This window comes from Pirellulales bacterium (genome assembly GCA_035656635.1).
GTDB lineage: Bacteria > Planctomycetota > Planctomycetia > Pirellulales > JADZDJ01 > DATJYL01.
In genome coordinates this window covers 1-17,052 of the sequence record DASRSD010000188.1, presented here as the reverse complement: position 1 = coordinate 17,052, position 17,052 = coordinate 1, and the positions used below count along the sequence as shown (strand labels likewise).

Annotated in this window: 12 protein-coding genes; 5 read left to right on the top strand and 7 right to left on the bottom strand. The window is 55.9% G+C overall.

The window, feature by feature from the left end; translation table 11 throughout:
• Positions 1-207: 207 nt before the first annotated feature.
• The 5 genes from pilM to VFE46_20065 all read left to right on the top strand — a co-directional run bounded on the left by pilM (position 208) and on the right by VFE46_20065 (position 11,795).
• On the top strand, positions 208-2,454 hold the full coding sequence (pilM, locus tag VFE46_20085; protein ID HZZ30309.1) for a type IV pilus assembly protein PilM: 2,247 nt from the start codon (positions 208-210) through the stop codon (positions 2,452-2,454).
• A gap of 81 nt (positions 2,455-2,535) precedes the next feature.
• Positions 2,536-4,128: a hypothetical protein gene (locus tag VFE46_20080; GenBank protein HZZ30308.1), complete on the top strand. Its 1,593-nt coding sequence runs from the start codon at positions 2,536-2,538 to the stop codon at positions 4,126-4,128.
• Positions 4,129-4,202: 74 nt separating this feature from the next.
• Positions 4,203-6,323 carry a hypothetical protein gene (locus VFE46_20075; GenBank protein HZZ30307.1) on the top strand — a complete coding sequence of 707 codons (2,121 nt, stop codon included), beginning with the start codon at positions 4,203-4,205 and terminating at the stop codon, positions 6,321-6,323.
• Between the two features lie 313 nt (positions 6,324-6,636).
• A complete protein-coding gene (locus VFE46_20070; protein HZZ30306.1) occupies positions 6,637-11,124 on the top strand; it encodes a hypothetical protein in 4,488 nt (1,495 codons plus the stop codon).
• A gap of 251 nt (positions 11,125-11,375) precedes the next feature.
• Positions 11,376-11,795: a DUF423 domain-containing protein gene (locus VFE46_20065; GenBank protein ID HZZ30305.1), complete on the top strand. Its 420-nt coding sequence runs from the start codon at positions 11,376-11,378 to the stop codon at positions 11,793-11,795.
• Between the two features lie 85 nt (positions 11,796-11,880).
• Here the strand turns inward: VFE46_20065 and VFE46_20060 are convergent, their stop codons facing one another.
• The 7 genes from VFE46_20060 to VFE46_20030 form a co-directional block, all read right to left on the bottom strand.
• On the bottom strand, positions 11,881-12,468 hold the full coding sequence (locus VFE46_20060) for a sigma-70 family RNA polymerase sigma factor (GenBank protein HZZ30304.1): 588 nt from the start codon (positions 12,466-12,468) through the stop codon (positions 11,881-11,883).
• Positions 12,469-12,640: 172 nt separating this feature from the next.
• Positions 12,641-12,937 carry a hypothetical protein gene (locus VFE46_20055; protein HZZ30303.1) on the bottom strand — a complete coding sequence of 99 codons (297 nt, stop codon included), beginning with the start codon at positions 12,935-12,937 and terminating at the stop codon, positions 12,641-12,643.
• Positions 12,938-13,204: 267 nt separating this feature from the next.
• A complete protein-coding gene (locus tag VFE46_20050) occupies positions 13,205-13,867 on the bottom strand; it encodes a lysophospholipid acyltransferase family protein (protein HZZ30302.1) in 663 nt (220 codons plus the stop codon).
• A 24-nt stretch (positions 13,868-13,891) separates the two neighbouring features.
• Complete coding sequence (gene cmk, locus VFE46_20045) at positions 13,892-14,545, bottom strand: (d)CMP kinase (GenBank protein HZZ30301.1); 654 nt, start codon at positions 14,543-14,545, stop codon at positions 13,892-13,894.
• 206 nt (positions 14,546-14,751) lie between these two features.
• Positions 14,752-15,357: a dTMP kinase gene (gene tmk, locus VFE46_20040; protein HZZ30300.1), complete on the bottom strand. Its 606-nt coding sequence runs from the start codon at positions 15,355-15,357 to the stop codon at positions 14,752-14,754.
• A gap of 67 nt (positions 15,358-15,424) precedes the next feature.
• Positions 15,425-16,363 carry a WYL domain-containing protein gene (locus VFE46_20035; GenBank protein ID HZZ30299.1) on the bottom strand — a complete coding sequence of 313 codons (939 nt, stop codon included), beginning with the start codon at positions 16,361-16,363 and terminating at the stop codon, positions 15,425-15,427.
• Positions 16,323-17,052: hypothetical protein (locus tag VFE46_20030; GenBank protein ID HZZ30298.1), on the bottom strand; the 730-nt coding region annotated here is incomplete at its 5' end. The genes VFE46_20035 and VFE46_20030, both read right to left, overlap by 41 nt.

The window sequence follows — 17,052 nt, the reverse complement described above, 5'->3', positions numbered from 1 at the left end:
TATCTCGTCATGGCATCACCAATACGGAACCGCTGGGCCCTGGCAACGGCGGTGCGAAAGGCGAACGACTTTCGTGCAGTAGCGATTGGCTTCGATGGCAACAGTTCACGGCGGGAGTTTGGCACCCTGAGGAAATTGTCGATCGGCACAGCGAACGACCCGCTTTTCATGCGCACGTAAGCGGAACAGAGTTCGAGGGACATTCACATGGCGAAGACGGGGTCTATTTGGGGAATCGACCTGGGGCAATGTGCGCTCAAGGCTTTGCTTTGCCGCGCCGGCGACGAGCCGGGAAAAATTGTCGCCGAAGCGTTCGATTTTATCGAATATCCGAAAATTCTCGGCCAGCCCGACGCCAATCCCGCCGAGTTGATGAAGGAGGCGCTGGAGACGTTCCTGTCGCGCAACACGGTCAAGGGGATGAAGGTGGCAATTTCCGTTTCCGGCCAAAGCGGCTTGGCGCGGTTCATCAAATTGCCGCCGGTGGAATCGAAAAAGGTCCCCGACATTGTCAAATATGAAGCCCGGCAGCAAATTCCTTTTGCGCTGGAAGATGTGGTGTGGGACTACCAGCAAATGGCGGGCGGCAGCGTGGAGGAAGGCTTTGCGCTGGAAACCGAAGTTGGCTTGTTTGCCATGAAGCGCGATCAAGTGAATCGCGCGCTAAGACCATTTACCGATGCCGGCATTGAAGTGGAAATTGTACAGCTCACGCCCGTGGCGTTGTACAACTTTGTCACGTTCGACCAAATGCCGGATATTCCGCCGGTCGAGCAATACAATCCGGAAGACCCGCCGCCGAGCGTGATTGTGATGTCGTTGGGCGCGGGCATGTCGGACCTGGTGGTCACCAACGGTTACCGCGTTTGGCAGCGCACCGTGAACCTGGGTGGAAACAATTTCACCAAAGCGCTGACCAAGCAAATGAAGCTGACGTTTGCCAAGGCGGAGCATTTGAAGCGGAACGCCATGAAGGCCGAAGACCCTAAGGCCGTATTTCAGGCCATGCGGCCGGTCTTTGGCGAACTTTTGGAAGAAGTGCAGCGCTCTTTGAGCTTCTTTCAAAACTTAGATCGCACCGCCAAATTGGGACGCGTTATTCCGCTAGGGAATGCGATGAAGCTCCGTGGCTTGCACAAATACCTCGCGCAAAATCTCGGTTTGGAAGTGGCGGAATTGGATGGCTACCGACAACTCAGTGGTTCCGCGGTGACTTCTTCGCCAGCGTTCAAAGATAACTTCCTTTCGTTCGGCGCCTGCTACGGCTTGTGCGTGCAAGGCCTGGGACTCTCCAGATTAAGCACTAATTTGTTGCCGCGCGAAATTGTTAAAGATCGCATGATCCGCGCCAAAAAGCCCTGGGCGGTTGTGGCGGTCGCAATGCTGTTGTTGGGTTGCACCTTCGGCTACTTGGCCCGGTGGCGCGAATGGAATTCAGCCCAACTTGATGCTTACCAGCCAGCCTTTAGCGCCGCGAAAAGCGCTACCGCCATGGCCAGCGCAGCGGGAACTGCTTTTAAAGCCGCCAAAGAAGACGACCCCAACAGCTACGACAAGGTGCAGACTGTCGGCCAGCGATTATCGGCTATTGGCGATCACCGTGTGGTATGGGCGGAATTGCTAAAAGCAGTGAACGATTGCCTGCCCAAAGATGACGGAAAACCGCCGCCCGAAATTGATAAGCGCAACATTATTTACGTGGATTCCATCGACTGCGAAAAACGCTCTGATCTGACCGATTGGATTGCCGCGGCGCAGCAATTGATGCCCACCGATGAAAAACCGAAAGCCGCAGCCGCGCCGCCCGACGCCGCCCAGCCCGACCCTAATGCCGGAGGCGCCCCGCCAGCCGCCCCCGCGCCAGCTCCTGCTGGCGGACCTCCCGCAGCCACTCCTGCTCCCGATGGGACTGCGGCGCCAGCGGCTGTTGTGGATTCCAGCGGCAACGGGCTGCTTGACGCCTCGGGCAATAGCGGGTGGATCGTGATGATTAAGGCGCACCATTACCACAACCATAGCGACGATCAAAATAGTGCGGCCGAATATGTCCGTGGAACGTTGCTCAAGCAACTGCGCGAAAAGAACGACATTCAGTTGGCCGACGTCGACGACAAGGGCCGGCCCATTTTGCTTTCGACCAAGGATTTGGGAATCGACATGCCAGTGCTTGTCAGCACCCAAACCAATACCATCATGACCACTGTTACCGATCCGAATATTCCGGGCAATGGCGGCGTGGTTACAGGACCGTCCGGTCCAGGAATGGGGGCCAACGCCGCTGCGGCAGCAGCGGCCAAAGCGGTGTCACAGGAAGTGCCGGAGTTCCCCTTCGTGATTGAATTCATCTGGAAGCCAACTCCGTATTTGCAACGGCAAAAAAATCGTCTTACCGCAGAAAAACAAAAAACACCCGAACAGGAACAACCGAAAGTTGCCGCAGCGCCGGCCGGATAAGAAGTGTGATGCCCGGCAGGTCAGTTAGATAAAGCACAAGTGCGGGCACATTCAGCAGATAACCATCAGATCAGCATTCCAATGGATAAAGTCAAGCAATACCTCGAAATCGCCCGCAAGCATCACTTTTGGATTCTGTGCGCAGTATCCGCGTTTGCCGGCGTGCTGGCATGGTATTTGGCCAGCGGAAAATTGAAGGCGCAATTCGATCAAGATAGCCAAGCCATCAATGGCGTATTCTCAAGCTTGCGAGGAGTTGATTCCCAGGGGCCGCACGATGACTGGCCGGACGGAATTAAAAAAGAGACGGCTGCAGTGGCTGCGGACGTTCGAGACGCCTGGGCTGCTTTATACAAGGAACAAAAAGAAAAAATCTTCGTGTGGCCCAAAGACGTTTTAAGCGCCGATTTTCTCGATGCTGCCGCACGGTTGGACGATCCACAAGCAGAGTTGCCTCGCAATTTGCGCGAGTATTATCAGCGGCGTGTGAAGCAATTGGTTGAACAGCTTCCGGCAATCGTGGACGCCGAGCCGGCCGGCCAAGCTGGCAATGGCGGAGGCTTCGCGGGTGTTCTAGGCATTTTTGGTCCCGGGGCAGGTGCGCCCGGCGGCGGCGGACCGGATCATAAAGTCGATTGGTCGACGGCATCGCAGCAAGAAATTGGGCAATCGTTCGAATGGACCGAACGCCCCTCGACATTGCTCGTCAAATACGCGCAGGAAGAATTGTGGGTATATCGCGCGCTGTGCAATGTGATTAAGTCCGTGAATGAGGGGACGAACGGAAGGCAAGATGCCCATATCACAGAAATAAACGCCCTGGACATTGCCTACAACGCCGTGGAAGATTCGCCGGGCGGTGCCGGGCAAAATCGCGTGGAGTCGCTAGGCACCAGCGCCCCGACGGCAGGGCCCGCGCCAACCAGCCCCGGGGCGCCGGGCGATAGCAGCAATATCCGGCTGGACCCCAAATCTCGCGGGAAACGAGAATTATCTAGTCGCGGCTTCGGAGGGGCCAGTGCAGAGATCAATCCCGACGATTTGCTTAAAAGCCGTCGTTACGTCAAGGCCGACGGCACTCCGCTGACAAAAGAAGAAGTCGATGCCGACACTGGCGAGTATCGGCTGATGCCGTTCCGCTTACTCCTCAAAATGGATAGCCGTTCCATCGACCGCTTGCTGGTGGCATTTCGCAATTCAGTGCTGCCCATGGAAGTACAGCAAGTGCGAATCAATCCCGAACATGTCAATGGTGGTGGCGGAGGAGGTTTTGCTCATTCGGGGCCGGCAATTTTAGGGCCTGGCCGAGGCAGCGATCATGCAGCCGCTGCTGCCAGTACGACGCAGCAAGATCGCTTTGTGACCGTGGAAATCCGTGGAGTTGTTTATTTGATTCGTCCGGTTGATCCACAAAAACTGCCCGTTGCCGCAGCCAGTGGAGATGCCACAGCTGCCGGAGCGCCAATCCCAACAGCGCCAACCCCGGGAGCGCCAGCCGAAACCGCGCCAGCCGCCACAGGACCGACGACAACAAGCACGCCTGAGTCTCCAGCATCTCCTGCACCGACGACAACCGCTCCAGGCCCAACCACAACGCCTGCTCCGGCGACTCCGCCCGCTGGAACTGAGCCTGCTGCGCCGCCAGCGACGGGAGCAGCACCTCCCAATCCATAACTCCCGAGGGTAGCAGCACGCTGCCGAAGCAATCACTTAGCACACAAAACTCATGAGGAACCAAAGGTGTTCCAATGAAAGCAAAAATCAGCCTCAACGCCGACGGAATGAAACGTTTTTTTCTAGGTAATGGCGAGAAGATCGTTCTCGGCCTGACCGTGATCATCTTTTTGCTGTTTCTATACTCGACGATTACCGCCAAACCGTTGGACGACAGCAAATCGCCTGACGCCATCAAACACGAAAGCAGCCAGGTGGTATCGACCATTCAGTCGCCCACCTGGACGGCGCATCGCAACGAAATGGGCTTGTTGCAAACGCATTACAAAGATCGGATCGACGAATTCATGCGGCCCATTTCCGGCCAGCCGCTTCACGATCCGCATGAATGGGATCCACCTTTGTTTCCGGAGTTAATCAAACGGGTTGATCCAGAAATATACCCGGTCGAGGAACTGCAAATTGCCGCTGGAAGCGGCCTTGTCCCTTACAAGCAGGAAGCTGTTGCTGCGCCGGCGGCTGCTGGAACAATTGGTCCGGCCGTTGCTGGCCCTGGAGTTGGTGGTCCGGGGGTGGCGGGGCCCGGTGCTGGAGTTGCTGGCCCCGGCGGCGCCGTTCACGGGCCAGGAGTAGGCGGCGCTTATGGAGGCATGGGAGGAGCGCAATCGCGATTTGACCAAAACAGTGTGATCGCCGGCGTTCGTGCGCCGGGCTCAGATCCCCAACCAAAATCCTACGTGATTATTACCGGCGCTGTTCCGGTGGAAAAAGAGGTAGACGAATATCGCCGCAAATTCGAAGCCGCGGTGCCGGGCTTTCCCGACACAGATGGCAAGAAGCAACCCTTAATCCCGTCGCCGCCGCCTGGCCAACCGGAATTGCCGCATTATTTTTGTTTTCTGATCGAGCGATCTGAAGTCAAAGACGCCAAAGATGCTGCCCGCAGTTGGACGCCGATTTTGTCCAAGACGAATATTGTGAACTCGGAGGTCAAGAAAGATTTGGAGAAGTGGGCGACACAGTCTCCTGAAATTGTGCATCCTGACGACATCTTCGAGCCCGCGCAATTCGGCGACCAGCTATTTTATACCACTTGGCCATTGCCTCCTTTGTTTTTGAAGAATTGGGGCCTGGAAGCCGCGCATCCCAAAGTAAAACTGAATTCGGCCGGCGCCGCTGTTCCCGAAAATCAACCGGATGCGAATCAAAATGGGAATTTGGACACCCTCACGCCAGGTCGTGGCGGGCGAATGCTGCCAGGCATGGAACATGGTGTGGTACCGCCGGTGCGCATGCCACAGGTTCCCATTGCAGGTCCCGGCGGCGGAATTCGCGGTCCCGGCGTGGGCATGATGGGAGGAATGCAACAAGGCGACTTATACGTTGATCCCTACAAGTTGTTTCGCTTTGTCGATCTGACGGCGGAACCCGGCAAAACTTACCGATACAGAATTCAACTGCTGCTATACAATCCTAATTACGCGTTGCGGGAAGATTGCTTGGATCCAAAGGCAATCCAAGCCGGCAGCGTAGGGAAAAAATTCACCGACTGGTCGTCTTGGGTGGAAACGCCGCCGGTTGCTGTTCCAGCGACATTTCATGTTCTGGCCGATAGCTTAATCGGTAACCGGCCTGCGGACGTGAAAGCCAGGATAAATCTGCTGGCGTATGCCAAAACCTCCGCAGCTGAATTGCCATCTGGCGCGACGCCGGCCAATTCGGACACATGGATCGAAGTGGTAAAGGATATTGCAGATATACCCCTGGGCGGACTTATCTATGTGCACGATGGGGATGTTGACAAGGTGCTCGATATGTCGTCCGAACAGGTTCGTAAGGCCGACAAACTTAACATCGACACCAATCAAACCATTTTGCTCGATGCGCGTAACGACAAGCCGCTGGGCGACGGCAAATTGAAAGAGGCTACCGAATTGTTGCTGATGGACAGTTCTGGACGCGTTTACAACGCGAGCCGTGCGGCAGATAAGCTGATGCTTGACGATTACCTCGAGCGGTCCAAGCCGCCAGCGGATATGGCGCAATCGCCCGGCGCCGAGACTCCTCTCGTTCCTCGGCCTGGCAACGAGCATGGTCGACCTGGTCCTGGTACGCCTTATGGAGGTAATCGCTTGGGCAATCCCGGGGCAGGCAAAGGTCCACCGGGACCTGGCACGCCAAAGGGCCAGAAGTAGGTCCGTGACGTGCATTTGCTAGCAGCAGGCAGGCGATTTTTTTGTTCAATCGTTCGAGTTGGGCTTGACCGGTCATTTTCCAGCCGGTATTTATCCCGCCCTCGTCTGCGGTTTTCCCGGCCGGCATTTTTTTGCCGCCGGTAAGCCTCGTCGGCACGATTGCGCCGACGTAGAACGAAAACTAGTGAAACCGGTCGGAGCGTTCGCAAAGGCCAAGCTTACCGATTCGTTCCCGACGCAAATTGTGCCAGACGCGACCGTGTAAATGCTTTTCGTCGTTCGTGCCTGTTCAGGCTCTCGAGGGGAATCGATCATGGAGGATCGTGTGTATAAACTCACGTCCAAACTTATCGCGATTTTGCTGGCGATAATTTGCTTGTCGCCCGTCTGTGGTTGGGCCGGGGTTCAATCGGCTTTGCCGCTATTGCTCGGCGCCGCCAGTTTGGGAGACGATGGCCGCTCCGCCACCGCCCAAGCCGATGAATTGTTGCGCGAAGCGCGTGCGGCAATGACGGAGGGAAATTACGAAATTGCGGACTCTAAAATTTCGCGTGCCGAAGCTTTGCAGCCCAAATATCTGCCGCTGCATATTGGCGATACGCCCAAAAAAGCCCGCGCCGATCTTGACCGCCTGCTCGGGGAAAAAGCCGTAGGCACGGATCACAGCGGCCAAAAGCCGATGGCCAAATCACAAACGACGGGACCGAAAGATCCATTTCTCGGCCACCCGTCGTTGATGAATACCGAATCGTTGAATGCCAAACCCGATGCCACCAATTCCGGGAGTGGAAACACTCAAAAATCTAATGCCGTTAACCAGGGCACTGCCAACGCCGCAGGAAAGGCTCTCGACGGAACGGCCGATCGAGCGGCCAAAACGCCCAGTTTGCCGCTGCCCTCCACCGGTGGCTCGCAATCGCCGCCAACGGCCACACAGAACTTGCAACCAATCTCGCGTGGGATGGCAGCTTCGCAACCCACTATATTGCCGGCGCCAGGTCCAAGCGCACGTCCCGCGGGCGTGCCGAATTCACAAAGTTCGCCTTGGGCGGGTAATCCGGTTAGCAAATTGCCGGCCTCAAACTCTATCAACCCAGCCAATAGCTCACCCCCGGTCGGCCTACAAATGCCTGGCGCTGCAGCCGCACCATTGCCTGCAGGCCTCGGGTTGGCAATTGCACCTAACAGCTTGATTAATTCAGGACGGGGTTCTGCGGATGATTCCAATCCGTGGGAAATTGGAGGTCCAACGAGAGCGAATGTCATCGCCGACGTCAATAATGTTTTGCCTCCAACTAGCAATACATTGCCTCCAGTCCAGCCGCGCCTGGAAGATGCCGCTGCACAAAATCAAAACGCCGTCAAAATTCAAAGCGATAATTTGTTGCTGGAGGCACGACGGTTGTTGGCGCAGAACGATCTTCGCAATGCCGAAATCAAAGTGAATCAGGCCCAGGGCTTGGGCGTGAGCTACAGCGCACTGGACGACAGCCCCGCAAAAGTTGAAGCGCTGATTGTCAAAACCAAAAAAGTTCCTCCCAACATAACCGCCGCAGATTCAGAAACCGCCCGTCGATTGCGCGCTGAAGTGCTTATGGAGCAAGCAGAGGGGTTGTTGCGGTGGCATGAGTATGACGAAGCCAAACGGTTGGCTCTTGAAGTGCAGCGCTTGGCAATCAATTACACTCCGTTTGAGCCCCGGCCGGAGCAGTTGTTGGATCGAATTTCTACCGGCATGCACACCGCAGGCATTTTAGAATTGCCTCCTCAAGCAAGCTTAGCAGCGGCGCCTGCTTTGCCGATGAATCCAGCGACCATGCCGGCAGTTTCTGCCGGAACAATAAACAAACAAGGCGCGATCGATATGGCCAAGCAGGCGCGGGCTGCTATGGCGCGGGGTGATTTGGCTACCGCGGAACTGATTGCACGCCAAGCCGAAATGCTGGCTCCTGACACGGCGTTTTCGGTGAATGAAGATCGGCCGACACTGGTGCTGTTGGATATTGAACGCGCTAAACGAAGTGGAATTGCCCCGGGTGGTGGCCATGCGGAGGGGGCCAACGGAGTAATCCAGGCCGGAACGTATGAAGCCGTGCCGGTTGGTGGGACGGCACCGACAGCCGAGAACCGCTATCCGGGAATTCAAGCCTTGTATAACCCCGACCAAGATCCGACTCGCAACTTACCAGCCAGTAATTCGGCAAATTCGCTCGACCATCCGCAAACCCTTAGCCCTATCGTTGGAGCGGCTCCGCAGAACGGCGGCCTACCACCCGCTGCGCTGGCATCAGGAACATTGATGGCCTCGACATCCGCTGCTCCGCCGATTGCTGCACCGGCAACACCCTTGGATGGTGTGACGGTTTCCAGTGCTACGCTTTCGCGCCAAGTGGCTGCGGAAGTAACCCGGCAACAAACCTTGGCTCGCGACATGCGCGAAAAACAACCCAAGCAAGCGCTGGAATTACTGCAACGCACTCGCGAAATGGTGGCCTCGGTGAATGGGCTAGATGCGCCCGCGAAGGAGCAAATGTTGCGTCGGTTGGATTTAAGTATTCACGATTTGCAGCAATACATCGCCGCCAACGCGCCGGAAATTGAACAGGAAGAAAAGAATCGGCAGGTGCAGCAAGATGTCGACCGCACCCGCAAGGAAAAACTTGAGACGCAGGAAAAAGTTTTGGCATTGGTCAAAGATTTTAACAAGCTTTTGGACGAACAACGGTACGCCGAAGCACAAGTGGTCGCCAAGCGAGCCACCGAACTCGATCCAGATGATCCGGTTGTCGTGCAACTGCAGGTGATGTCGAAGATGGTTTCGCGCGTGGCGATCAATCAGCAAGTGAAGGACTCGCAAGAAGACGGCTTTTGGCTGACGATGAACGAGGTTGACAAATCGGCGATTCCGTTCTCCGGCGATTTCCAAATGCCCGATGCAAAAAAATGGCATGAGCTCAGCATCAGTCCGGCGCGGCGGAAGCAAGAATTCCACCGTCGTTCGGCCAAGGAACAGGATATCGAGCAGCGTCTGAGCACTCCGGTGGCGGTGAGATTCGATAAAATTCCGTTGTCGGAAGTCATCGACAAACTGGGCAAAATTGCGCAAGTTCCAACCTTCCTTGATCCGCAAGGATTGCAAGCGGAGGGCGTGCAAAGCGACACGCCTATTAGCATTGATTTGAGCCAAGATATTTCGTTGAAAAGCGCACTTAAGTTGATTCTGGATCCCTTGCGGCTAACCTACATCATTAGCGACGAAGTGCTGAAAATTACGACCATTGATGTCAAGCGTGGGCAAGTATATACGCAAACCTACTCGGTCGGCGATTTGGTTATTCGCATCCCGAATTTCGCGCCCACTGGCCAGGAAGGCATTAACGGTGCTTTCCGCGAGGCCATGGCACGCATGGGATGGGGCGGCGCAGCGGGCGGCGGCTTTGGTGCTCCATCGCCTGCACTGGCGGTCAATGAGCCTGCCAGCAACGGTGGCATTAGCTCGACGGTGTTGAGCCAGCAAATGAGCACGCGCGGCATTCCTTTTCCGATGAGCGGCAGCGGGCAATCGCAGTCAGGATCGCCGCAAAATATTCCGTTTGGCCCTGGAGGCATGAAAGGGGGCGCGCAGGCCGATTTCGACACGCTTATCGACCTGATCACTTCCACCATCGCTCCACAAAGCTGGTCAGAGATGGGCGGTCCCGGCACGATTCAAGGCTACGATACCAACTTGAGCTTGGTCGTGAGCCAAACTCAGGAAGTGCATGAGCAAATTGCCGACCTGCTGGCGCAACTCCGCAAATTGGAAGATTTGCAAGTGACCATTGAAGTGCGGTTCATCACGCTCGACGATGATTTCTTCGAACGTATCGGCGTGAACTTCCAATTTAATATTCCAACCAACACGACGGTGCCCAATCCGGTGCCTTCGACGATTACGGCGCCCCCGTCGTTCGGCCCGGTGCAGCCCAGTGCCGTAGTTGGCTTGGATCCTACCGGAGCGATCACGCAGTTTCAGGACGTTCAGTTCCGCCAAGGCAGTTTTGGTTCGACATTACCGCCGTTTCCCGGGACGTTTGATGCTGGTTCGGCGGCCACTTTTGGCTTTGCCATCCTTAGCGATATTCAAGCGTTTTTTGTGGTGCAGGCGGCGCAAGGCGACAACCGCAGCAACGTAATGCAAGCGCCCAAAGTAACATTATTCAACGGCCAGCAAGCCACGGTCAGCGATACCACGCAGGTGCCATTCGTCACGAGCGTTATTCCAGTCGTAGGTGATTTTGCCGCCGCACAACAGCCGGTGATTGTGGTGCTATCCGAAGGTACATCGCTGACGGTGCAGGCGGTCGTCTCGAATGATCGACGGTTTGTTCGTCTGACTGTGGTGCCGTTCTTTAGCAACATTGGCCAGGTCAACACGTTCACGTTTACCGGGTCGAGTTCATCGACACAAAAATCATCGGAAGCAAAAAATAGCACCGACCAAAGTACTGCCAACAGCAGTGAAAATGATTCATCCAGCGCTGCTACCACGGTGCAATTGCCCCAATTCTCGTTTGTCACTGTCACGACCACGGTCAGTGTGCCGGACGGTGGCACGGTGCTGTTGGGCGGCATTAAGCGATTAAGCGAAGGGCGAGTTGAGGAAGGCGTGCCAGTGCTTAGCAAGTTGCCCTACATTAACCGCCTATTTCGCAATACAGGCATTGGGCGGACCACTAGCAGCCTGATGATGATGGTCACGCCGCGCATTATTATTGAAGAGGAAGAAGAGGAAAACTTAATAGGGCCGCCGTCGCCATAGAAAGCCACTGTCTTGGGAGTCTTCCCAGCGGAGGTACGGTCCGTAAACCAAAATTCCCCCCGAGCCGCCGGTGGTCGTGACTGATGTGCGACTGCCGGCGGCTTTTTTGCGCAATGCCCTCCAAATAGCGAGTGAAATCTGCTGCTTCAGTGGTCATTGGTGGCTTCGTCATTGGTTATTTGTATTTGCTAAGCTATTATTGCCGTAGCCGTCATTTGCTTATCCCTGCCCCATCTTGCTCTTTCATCACCATGTCGCCACGCATCTGGATTGTTTTGGGCGCTTTGTCAGCCGCCGCAGCGGTGGGCTGGGGCGCATTTCATGCCCACGGTTTAATCAAGCTGCTAGACGCCCGAGGCATGGATCCGGCCGATATCGAACACGCGATGCACAATTTTGACGTGGCGGTGCGCTATCAGGCAATGCATGCAATCGGATTGATTCTGGTGGGTTTAATGGGCCTGCATGCGACTTGTAAGTGCTTGGACATTTCCGCGTTTTTCTTCGCATTTGGCACATTACTCTTTTCTGCCAGCTTGGAGACGGCCGTGCTGCTCGACATGAAACTTCCTTGGTTTATTGTGCCAGCCGGCGGCGCGGCATTTATCGCTGGATGGGTGGCGCTGGCAATTGGCGCGATTGTGAGCCGAAACGATTCAGCCGACAAATAAGAGGCCCCGCGCGGAAAGCACTCGAAAGCACCATCCACGCGGGGCACATGGGGGAAGTCACCCGGTCAAAACGCAATCGTTACATTTATGGCGCTATCGCCGAAAGTTCCTTGGCCAACCGCTTGCGGGCCACATGCAGCCGGCGCTTGATCGTGCCGACGGGGGAATCAAAGCGATCGCTCATTTCGACTAACGAATGACCCTTGACGTAAAACGCCACGAGTGTTTCACGGTCCATCAGCTTGAGCCGCTTCAACGCAGCCCGCACTTGCCGCTGCCGTTCGCCGGCCAAAGCTCGATCGAGCGGAGTGTGCCGCTCTACGGCAGAACCCTCCAACGTTTCGGCCTCGGCGGTGATCAGCGGCTGCCGGCGCATAGCCCGGTTAATGGCCATCCGTCCAGCCATCGACCGCAACCAGCCGCCGAAACATTCCGGTTCGCGGAGCTGATTGAGCTTTTCCAGAGCGTGAATGAACACTTCCTGGCACAGCTCCTGCGCTTCGGCATGATTGCCCAACCGCACTAGCGCGATGCTGTACACCATGCGTTCGAACCGGACGCACAGCTGGCCGAAGGCGGCGCGATCGCCATCCTGGGCGGCCAGTACGAGGTCCACAAGTTCTGCGGTGGTATTCGATTCGTAAGTGTTCGGTTCGTATGTGATCGTGTTCATGATTGGTTCTCTCCGGGAAAACCGAGCTAGCGGTTGCCAAACGCTTGAAAGCGAGTGGCCGTTAGTCGGGAAGCCCAGTTACGGCAAGCAGCCAGTGGCGGCCGCTTAGGGAGCCGTCACCAGGCGGGTTTCGTCGTGATGTCGGGCTTTTTGGCCCGTGGCGAACGTTGAGTTACGCCACTACGACGACTGCCGGTGACCGGCGCCGTACCACTGGGCACGGCTGCATCCCCGACATCCACGACCAACGGGCCGTGGAACATTCGGTTTGCCATGCCGTGGTACGAGTACGCTTTTGCGTACCTGCGCCCAGCAATCCGCGCAAACTACCGTACAGGCAATAGAACGCATGTACGGTGCGCGCATGGAGCGACGTATGGTCGTTCGTTTTCGCCTTGCGAATATCGACGCGGTTTTTGCGGTTGGCAAAAACAATGCGATTCGCGATGGCGTTTAACGAGCGATTCATGACCTACTCCTGCGCATGGGCGCGGTTGGAGAGAAAAACAGAACCTGCATTCAACTGTCGCTTGTGCGGCGTCAGGTGTCAAGTTCGAGAAATTTTCGAATTTTCGAGCTTAACCCTGCCCTGCCGAAGCGCGAAGACGACTCGGCTCCACTAAGAGACCGTATCGGCCGAAAAGGTTCAGGAGAAAATGCAAAAATTGTAAGTCATTGCAGTTAATATAGTTGCATCTTCGATTTTCAAATGAAACGAAAGCTCATACTGCATGGTTCACCGTGCTTTGTGGCAGACAGCTCTCAGCCGAATTCGTCGAGTAAATACATGGCAGTCGCGGATGCGACGGTCGACTTCGGCCAAAAGCGACACATCGTCGAACTGGGCGACTTCCTCGGGCGAGAAGGGCTGGGCAAATCGAACGTGGATGACAGCTAAGCCTGGTAGCCTATGACGCTTGGGCCAGGCGTCGTAAGCGCCATCAATTGCTACTGGCAAAAGTGGCACTTTCGAGCGGCGAGCCAGCGCCAAAAAACCAGATTTCAGATGACCGACTTCGCCATCGGGGGTACGAGTGCCTTCTGGAAAAATGAGCAGCATTTCGCCCGCTTTGAGACGACGCAAACTTTCTTTCAGGCCACCCAAGCCGGTCCCTTCGCGATCGATGGGAATTGCATCCAGCGAATTGATGAGCCAGCGAAACGGCGCAAAGCCGAATAGCGTTTGGCGAGCCACATAATTCAACCGGCGATCACACGATAGGCCAACCAAGATTGGATCGAAATGGCTTTGATGATTTGACACGACCAGCGCGCTGCCGGTTCGTGGAATACACTGCCGATTGAACACCCGAATGCGAAAGAAAGTCACGCCCACCACGCGGCACAGGACGCGCAGGAAATCGTACCAAAGGCGTTTAGAAAGAGAACGCTGGGGCATGGCTAAGTTAATCGTTTGGCTGATTCAGTGTTGCATTTTAGATCGCACGATGGCTTCAAGCCGGTCGACAACTTCGTTTTCGCTTAAACCGTCTGTCGAGAAGCGGATGGCGTCGGTGGCGGGTACCAGCGGACCAATGGCTCGGGAACTGTCGCTGCGGTCACGCTCTTGCTGCTGGCGGAGTACTTCGTCCAAAGAGATTGCTTCGCCGCGAGCTTGGAGATCGAGCAAACGCCGGTGGGCGCGTTCCTCGGGACTCGCGGTAAGAAAAATTTTGCACTGGGCATGCGGAAACACCACCGTGCCTTGGTCGCGCCCTTCGGCCACAATGTCGTCGTTGCCAGCTGCCTTTCGTTGCAATTGAACGAGATGCTCGCGAACCTGCGGATTATTGGCAGCGTAATGCGTGACCTCGGTAATTTGCGAACTACGAATTTCGAGAGTTATGTCCTGGCCATCAAGCATCACGCGGTCAGGCGCAAGCCCAATTTTCAGTCGCCGCGCTAGTTCCGCCAGTCCAGAAGCATCGTTCCAATTTAGACCCGAGCGGATTGCCGCCAATGCTACGGCCCGGTACATAGCGCCGGTGTTTAGCAATCGGAAGCCTAACCGTAACGCCAGGGCGCGGGCCGCGGTGCTCTTTCCAGCGCCAGCGGGTCCATCGACAGTAACGATCATGCGGAGTCAGTGATAAGGGGTTAGAGGCGAGGGATGAGGGTGGCTAAGAGAATAATTGCAATGCTTAGGGTCGAGAAAAATATACAGTCCGTCAAGTGCAGGAAGAGGGAGGATGTGCGAATCGTCTCGAGAGGGTTAGGGGCGAGAGATGAGTGCATTGAATCTGCCCTTACCTCGCGTCTTCCACCTCGTCCCTCGCACCTCTTCTATTTCAGCACTTTTTCCGCGGCGCAACGGATGTCGGCCTGCACTTGCTCAATGGGACGGTTTGCGTCGACGACGACAATTTGCTCAGGCCGGCGAGCAGCTTCCGCTAGAAAACCAGCGCGCAGACGTTGGCGGAAGGCGTCGCCGGATTGCTCCATGCGGTCTAGCTCACGCTGAATGCGGCCGTGGGCAGCGGTCGGAGGCATATCGAGCAGGAATGTGAGATCGGGTTCCAACCCGCGCGTAATGAACTGGCCAATTTCCCATAGCTCAGGTACTTCCAGCCCACCGGCATGCCCCTGATAAACGACATTGGCCAGCAAGTAACGATCGGACACAACGATGCTGCCGGCTGCTAGCGCCGGTTGAATAACTTCCTCTACAAGTTGTGCCCGAGCGGCCATGTACAGCAGCATTTCGCTCATGCGGCTGATACTTAAGTCCTGGCGATTAAGAAGCAGATTGCGGACCGCTTCGCCCAACGGTGTTGCTCCAGGATCGCGGCACTGGACCACCGTGTGCCCCAGCCCGCGCAGCCAATTGCAAAACAACTGCATTTGCGTCGATTTGCCGCCGCCGTCGATTCCGTCGAAAGAAAAAAACATGAAATGAAACCAGCCTAAGCGCGGATAACGAATGTGCGTGATCGTGGGCCGATTGCTTGGCGAAGGTTTACCAATCGTAGGTTGTCAGCACCCGTTTGGCGTGTTCGACAATTAGCTTTTGCAACTGCGGCGGCTGAAGAACCTGAGCTTCTTTGCCGTATCCCAAAATCCACCAACAGATTTCCTTCAAGCCTTTCACCTTGGCGAAAAACTTTAATGTACCATCCTCCTTCCACTCCAAGCGTTGCGTTTTGTGCCACCTGACAGAGCCTACATTGGGCGCTACCATGGGCGAGAATTGAACGCACACCTCATACTCTGGGCCGCGCTCTGGAATCAAGTGCCAAGCATTCCCGAAATACCGCTCGAGCGAAAAGTTGCGGGGAATTTGGTAGTGATCTGCCGTCGGCTCCATACGAAGAAAACGCTTCATGTTAAATGTCCGCACCGAGCGGTGAAGGCTCGAGCGGCCGACCACATACCAGGCGTGCTTGCTAAAAAACAATCGATAAGGAGAAAGCCGGGTTTGAATGGCCATTCTGGCTTTAATGTCGTCGTAGTCAATGCGGACGCAACGACGATTCGTTATGGCATCGATTAGCCCTTCATAATAGGGAACTTTATCTGCTACAGGGCTGAGTTGGTGCAGCTGAATGCGCACTGCGTCCGCCATGCCGTGCAATTGCTTACGCAAGGCAGCGGGCAAACTGCCTTCCAATTTCAGGGCGGCAGTGTGGGCGGGCGCTAGGAAAGGCATTTTGCGGACATCGCCCAACTCGTGGCACAAAACCAAAACCGCCAAGGCTTCGCTGATGGTGAATTTAGTAGGAGGCAGAAAGTATGTGTCTGCCAGGTGATAGACCTGAAATTCATCGTCGTGCTTCAGCGGCACGCCGGCTTGGCGCAGCACATCAAGATCGCGAAATACTGTCCGTCGGCCAATGTTGCAATGAACTGCCAACGAATCAACGTTGTGCCCTTTTCCAGCCTGAAGCAGGCTGATCATTCGTAGAAGTCGTTGAAGTCGCGTCAGATTCATCGGTGCCAGTCGATTTCCATCCGCCGTTGCTGGAACTAGTGTTAGTGGTGTGGGAATTTAGCGATAAATCGCCCCAATCGAACGGGGCCTCTCCACTGGCCTGACGAATTTGGTTATCGATCAAAACGTTCTTGGCCGTGCTTGCCGGCAACATTGTATTCTTTTGTATACTGCCCGTTGCGCCAGTATTTTTCAAGCTAGCGCTGGGCAAAACACTGCTTACTTTCAAGGTACTGCGAGGGCCTTCCGGCTGGCCAGCCACTCCAACGCCAGGCACTGCGGCAGCAGGAGTTGGATTATTGCCGACCGGCGAATACCGCGATCCGGGGCGAGTAGCCGCCGGACCGGGCATCGGAGCCGGCAGTTCCTGCTTGTTCGGCACCATTTCGGGCTGCGGCGCTGGTGTCGAAATTCCCTCGCCGGCTGCTTCGACCGGCTGGCCACCGGCGTGGCCCGCGGTGCCATCGGAATTCTGGAATTGCGGGAACGGTCCGGTGCTGAACACCGCTGGCCGCGAGAAGCCGTAATCTAAGTACAAGCCGGCATCGCGCGCCCGGGCACGGCGTTTGGCATCGAAATACGCCTTGGCTGGCCAAGGACCTTCCGCTAGGTAAACGCCATTGTACTCCAACAGCGAACCCTTTCGATAGTGAACC

Excerpts from the sequence above, each read along its gene's own strand:
- VFE46_20050 (HZZ30302.1), bottom strand. The coding sequence starts at position 13,867 with ATGCCCCAGCGTTCTCTTTCTAAACGCCTTTGGTACGATTTCCTGCGC.
- VFE46_20075 (HZZ30307.1), top strand. The coding sequence starts at position 4,203 with ATGAAAGCAAAAATCAGCCTCAACGCCGACGGAATGAAACGTTTTTTT.
- VFE46_20060 (HZZ30304.1), bottom strand. The coding sequence starts at position 12,468 with ATGAACACGATCACATACGAACCGAACACTTACGAATCGAATACCACC.
- VFE46_20065 (HZZ30305.1), top strand. The coding sequence starts at position 11,376 with ATGTCGCCACGCATCTGGATTGTTTTGGGCGCTTTGTCAGCCGCCGCA.
- VFE46_20070 (HZZ30306.1), top strand. The coding sequence starts at position 6,637 with ATGGAGGATCGTGTGTATAAACTCACGTCCAAACTTATCGCGATTTTG.
- VFE46_20055 (HZZ30303.1), bottom strand. The coding sequence starts at position 12,937 with ATGAATCGCTCGTTAAACGCCATCGCGAATCGCATTGTTTTTGCCAAC.
- tmk (HZZ30300.1), bottom strand. The coding sequence starts at position 15,357 with ATGTTTTTTTCTTTCGACGGAATCGACGGCGGCGGCAAATCGACGCAA.
- pilM (HZZ30309.1), top strand. The coding sequence starts at position 208 with ATGGCGAAGACGGGGTCTATTTGGGGAATCGACCTGGGGCAATGTGCG.
- VFE46_20080 (HZZ30308.1), top strand. The coding sequence starts at position 2,536 with ATGGATAAAGTCAAGCAATACCTCGAAATCGCCCGCAAGCATCACTTT.
- VFE46_20035 (HZZ30299.1), bottom strand. The coding sequence starts at position 16,363 with ATGATCAGCCTGCTTCAGGCTGGAAAAGGGCACAACGTTGATTCGTTG.
- cmk (HZZ30301.1), bottom strand. The coding sequence starts at position 14,545 with ATGATCGTTACTGTCGATGGACCCGCTGGCGCTGGAAAGAGCACCGCG.